Source organism: Rhodococcus sp. IEGM 1372, from assembly GCF_030056835.1.
Taxonomy (GTDB): domain Bacteria; phylum Actinomycetota; class Actinomycetes; order Mycobacteriales; family Mycobacteriaceae; genus Rhodococcoides.
The window spans coordinates 1-4,782 of the sequence record NZ_JASHKS010000078.1; the positions used below are offsets into that span (position 1 = coordinate 1).

The 4,782-nt window shown below is 59.0% G+C and carries 4 protein-coding genes; 2 read left to right on the forward strand and 2 right to left on the reverse strand.

The features are described from left to right. Positions 1-953: 953 nt before the first annotated feature. The gene (locus QM590_RS25635) at positions 954-2,078 is read right to left on the reverse strand and encodes a hypothetical protein (RefSeq protein ID WP_243597452.1); all 1,125 of its coding nucleotides are present in this window, start codon (positions 2,076-2,078) and stop codon (positions 954-956) included. 3 nt (positions 2,079-2,081) lie between these two features. Beyond that, complete coding sequence (locus QM590_RS25640) at positions 2,082-2,999, reverse strand: DNA-methyltransferase (RefSeq protein ID WP_243597453.1); 918 nt, start codon at positions 2,997-2,999, stop codon at positions 2,082-2,084. 337 nt (positions 3,000-3,336) lie between these two features. Here QM590_RS25640 and QM590_RS25645 point away from each other — a divergent pair, with 337 nt between their 5' ends. Both QM590_RS25645 and QM590_RS25650 read left to right on the forward strand, forming a co-directional pair. Continuing rightward, complete coding sequence (locus QM590_RS25645; protein ID WP_243597454.1) at positions 3,337-3,786, forward strand: hypothetical protein; 450 nt, start codon at positions 3,337-3,339, stop codon at positions 3,784-3,786. After that, entirely contained in the window at positions 3,767-4,591 is an 825-nt protein-coding gene (locus tag QM590_RS25650; RefSeq protein ID WP_243597455.1) for a hypothetical protein, read from the forward strand. Before QM590_RS25645 ends, QM590_RS25650 begins: the two co-directional genes overlap by 20 nt. Positions 4,592-4,782: the final 191 nt, after the last annotated feature.

Genomic DNA, 4,782 nt, shown 5'->3' on the forward strand with positions numbered 1-4,782 from the left:
TCTATCTGCGGACCGACGCGCCCGGCCGACCTACACCGTCATCTGGGAAGAGCCCAATTCCCCCGTGATCTCAGACGACGTGTTCACCGAGGTTCCATCACCAGGCTCATCGTTCGGCACCCCGGTTTCGAACGGCATCGACGCCGCAGGACTACCGCGCCCTGGGGACTAACTGTGTCGGAGTGCTGGAAGCTTTGTCCCGGACGGTATATCGCGCTGAAGTGCACCTACGCGATGGAGAGAAAGAGCCACCCGTCGACAAGACAAACATGAGAATCGAACGCTACATCGAGGACACACTGCCGGGTCCGAGCAACGAGGATATCCGTGGACTGACCAAGAAGGCTGCGGCGCTAGCGCATCGCGTGAAGCATTCTTCCACGGCCACCAGACGCGACGCGGGAATCAGCGCCGATGCAGTAATACTGTTGACAAACATAATTCGAAGGCTCGACCAAGAAGAATAGCAACACCACGCAAGCGCCGAGACGTGAAAGACGGTATAATCAGATGTCGGGCTTTTATAGCTGACAGCGGTCACATAAACCCTCTCGCACTACGGGATTATGCGTCTCGTAATTATCCGAAAGGCTCGGCAAGTCGTGCGAGACGCGCCGATACAAATAAATGAAACTAGAAATAGAATTTCATGGATTCAAGCTCAACATTGCGGTTGCGGCCATCGTGCTTCTAGCACTCATCGCACTGATCTAGTTGTGCTGCCCGCCAACCGATACTGGTTGGCGGGTTTTCTAATCCATTCCAGCGTATACCCCGTCTACCAGATCACTGGGGCCATGGGCATAGCTGACGATTTCGACAGTGGGCGGGATGCAAACTGAAATTCGAGGACCGACGGTCGCCCTCCGGCAAAGAAAGGTGCCGTACGAAGGTAGGCCAGCCGGCGGCCTCAGCGACCGACTGCTCACATAACCATGCGCGAACTCGATGACTCACCCATCGGTGTCGACATCAGAGCCGGGCGTTACGGTACCGATCAGCGAAGGGAAGGGCGCGACGGTCAACATTTCATCCAAGTTCGACAGGGTGAAGACGCGGCCGTCGGTGTCGCGCACAACCGGTCCGAGTGTGTCGTTGACGCGGGTCCATCCCAGACCTCCGAGCACTGCGAGGAGGGGGATCCCGCCTAACCGGTTTGCTTCGGCTCGTAGTCGCTCAAATCGAAGGGCTTTGTCACGTGCGGTGCCGCCGTCGTTGATTGTTTTGCACTCCATGATGGCTCGGAGGGTTCCGCTGGAGTCGAAGATGACGAAGTCGGGGGCGGGGGTTACCAGGATCTCGAATTGAGCCATGATGTCGCCTTGGTTGTGGCTTCCGGTCCGTAGGTAGGGAATCTGATTGTCCTGAAACAGTTGTTCGACGACATCTTCGATGAGATCACCTCGTTTTGTAGAGGTTGCGTCAAGAATTTGTCGGAACGCCCCGCCGTAGTGGCGTTGGTGTAGCAGCCATGAGTAGGGCGCACCTTCTTCGGCGAGGTTGTTGACGGTTGCCCAGCCCTCTGCGGTGTCGGGTTTGGTTTGCTTGCGTCGGAGTTCTCCGGGTGGGTCGCCGAAGAGTGTGCCAGCCATCACTTGAGTGATCGTGTCAGCAACAAGCTGCGCTTGTTGCGGGGTTGTCACCGATCCCTCTCGCTCCATGCTGTCGACTTTCGCGCCACTCAGTTTGAGGTCGTGTGATTCGCCGACGAGTGAAGTGCAGTGCGCGAACTCGGTCTTGGTGAATCCGAGGATGGTTCGGAACACAAGCAGAGTCGTGGGGTTGGTTTGGATCGTTGCGGCCAGGACGGCGGGCGTCACGTCCTGGAAGTTGTTTGTGGCGGCGGCGGCGGCGGCGTAGGCCACCTCGAAGGTGGGCAGCTCGTAGAAGTCCGCCGCGTGGATATAGGCGAAGTCAGGTGCGAGCTGTGGTACGTAGGCGATGCGAGCGACATCGGCGTAGATCCCCGGATGCTCTCCGGTCCCGTGGCGTTGGGGGATCAGACGGATTTGTGCGACACGTTCGTCCCAGGTGCTGGTGTGCAGGATTTTGGCGACGGTCTCTTCAGCAGACGACATGACTCAACCAACCAGCTCGCCGGGGGTGTCGTTAGCGACGCCCTCGGCAATGCGTCGGCGGGCCTCGGTTACGAACTCCTCATGGATTTCGAACCCAGCCGCCCGGCGGCCGAGCTGCCGCCCGACTACAACAGTTGTTCCGCCGCCGGCGAAAGGATCGATGACAAGGCCGTCCTCGGGGCTCATCGCCCGGATGAAGAACTCTGCCAGGCCCTCTGGCATGGCGGCAGTGTGGGCGACACCTTTGTGTTGGTTGTAGGTCTGTGAGACGTTGACGACGTTTCCCGGGTCGGCTCCGCCGCGGAGATAGGTCTTGGTGCGATCGCGACCGAAGCCGGCCTCGGTCGTGCGGCGGCCGTTGGTGTCTTTGGCGCGACGGGCGATCTCGGCTGCATCCGCCTTATAGGGGACTCGGACCGCATCGAGGTCGAAGTGGGGGCGGGGGCCGCGGGCGAAGTGGTAGACGTATTCGAAGCTGTCTTTGGTGCGCGGGCCGAACTTCCCGGGCACAGCGTTGGGTTTGGCCCAGATGTAGGTTTCGGTCCACCGCCACCCCATGTGTTGCAGTGCCAGGACCAGCTCGTAGACGTACGGATGCCGCTGCCCCTTGAGCGGTCCGCGGTTGGCGACACGGTTCTTGATGTTGAGGACCAAGCTCCCGGTCTCCGCGGTGGCATCGAACATTGCGCGCGCGATCGGTAGGAACCACTCGACGTATCTATCTGGATGAATACGGCTGTAGGCCCGCTGATCTGCGTACGGCGGACTAGTGAAGAACAGGTCGACCGACCCCGGCTCGAGTTTGGGGATCAGATCCAGCGAGTCGCCGTGATGGACGCCGTCGCGGAGAAGTCGTTGCAAGTTCAACTGCTCAGGAGAGCGCCTTTCGGCCTTTGCCGAGGTTGCTTTGCGAGTCGTCACAGTAGGACTCTAAGCGGAGAGGCACCAGGGTCAACATGCGCGCACCGGTGGTTCCGTATCGGACCGCATGATCTTGCCGTAGAGGATCTCGCGGTCGTCTGGACGGAGCCGGCTTCGAGATCAGATCCGCGCACGAGGTTTCGCGCTCGGCGATCTTGCGGCCGCACCACTCCAGTGTTGCGCTGGCCTCTCGAACACCGCCGTAGCTAGCGAACCGGGCCGTCTACCTCGAACGCACTAACGACGGGGGAAAGGTCGAGAACTACCGGCTCGACAACGGCCATCGCTAATGTGTGCCTGACGATCGAACCAGGGCAAGGCCTAAGCGGAGGAATAGATGCGCGATATCGAGGATGAGTACCTGAGCCTCATTGACGTGGTGGCCGACCGATCAGAGTACGCGGTCGCAAAGCGCGGCAAGCGGTACGACTTCAACACAGCAGAGTGGACAGTCTCAGTAATCGCCGCGGCGATCAGCGGACTTGCCGGTGGAATGCTCTCGGCGTTGGGTGGGGATCTCGCCGAAGCATCTATACGACTTGTACGAAAGATCGCTAATCGCGACCGGACAGAGCCGACTTCAACACAGCAATTGCAGGACCTAGAAACGTTGCACAGGATCGTCATTGAAGTCAGAGGACCTGGTTTACCCAACTCAATCGATTCCGAAGTCGTCCGAGTCCTCAAAGAAGCTGGGCTCGATGACGAAGCCGCCCAGACGGTTTGCCGACGGTTGAGGAGCATCGTCGAGGGAAAGCAGGAGGACAATGAGCCTCCCCCAACCTGATTGGCTCCATGGTCGGCTGGAAGGAGACGACGCCTACCTTGCAAACTGGAGCTTCTATCTAAGCACCCGCCTCGGCGCTGGAATACAGATCGACGACGCAGAGTTCATTGCGCTCCGCCTCATGAGCTTGGCGCACCGAGATGTTGCGGCTAGGAAGATTTCCATCAGCGCCGGGGCCGACTTGACGCTGATCGCGCGATCCTTACAGGAGATCTGCACGGCATTCCGAACCGCATTTCCGAGCGGCGACGCGGTGCGCGCCCGACTTGGAGTCATTGAGGATCCGTTTCAACTCTTACGGAAACTAGTCACGTTGGCGCACAACGGAGAGGACGCGGCTGCGTGGCGCGTATCCATCTACTGGGACCTACGTCGCGAGGCGCGGGCTGCGTATAAATGCTGCAATAATCCGGAGACGATCACCGGCTGGCCCCAGTTGATCAGTGCTTGGTTATGGGCTCTAATCAAGGAACGCATCGTGTACCGGTACGTCCCAGCTTCGATGCCAGATGGATCAGGTCCAGACCCTCGTGTCAAAGAACTGTTCTCCGAAGACGAGCAAGAGATCTTGGAGAAGATAGATGCGGAGCTGGAAGAGGGTTTCGCCGACATCGTCACCGCATTGGTGTGTTACGGGACAGACGAGGTCCAAAGTGAGAACTATGCGCAGGTCTTGGCTGTTCATGCGACCGACGGACGCCTGGAGGCCCGCAGGTTGCTCCGAGATATGAGCCGTGACTTTCGGGCAACTCCGTGGAATTTTAAAGCATGGGATGCGAAGCTGAAGCAAATGAACACTTCGTAGAACGCATTGACCAGCTGGCGGAGACGCCTTCTGTTCCATTCGATGACGTCATTCCCGCTAAGGTTATTTTATACGTTTTTGGTGTCTGCCAGAAGTGCTCAAACGACACCTCACCGAGGTGCGCGAAGTCTATTGACGGCTCATCCCAATCGGGGGTGTAGGAGTTGGGGTCTGAATCCGCCGGTCTCGAG

Coding starts and splice junctions, on each gene's coding strand:
- QM590_RS25650 (WP_243597455.1), top strand. CDS start 3,767: ATGAGCCTCCCCCAACCTGATTGGCTCCATGGTCGGCTGGAAGGAGAC.
- QM590_RS25645 (WP_243597454.1), top strand. CDS start 3,337: ATGCGCGATATCGAGGATGAGTACCTGAGCCTCATTGACGTGGTGGCC.
- QM590_RS25635 (WP_243597452.1), bottom strand. CDS start 2,078: ATGTCGTCTGCTGAAGAGACCGTCGCCAAAATCCTGCACACCAGCACC.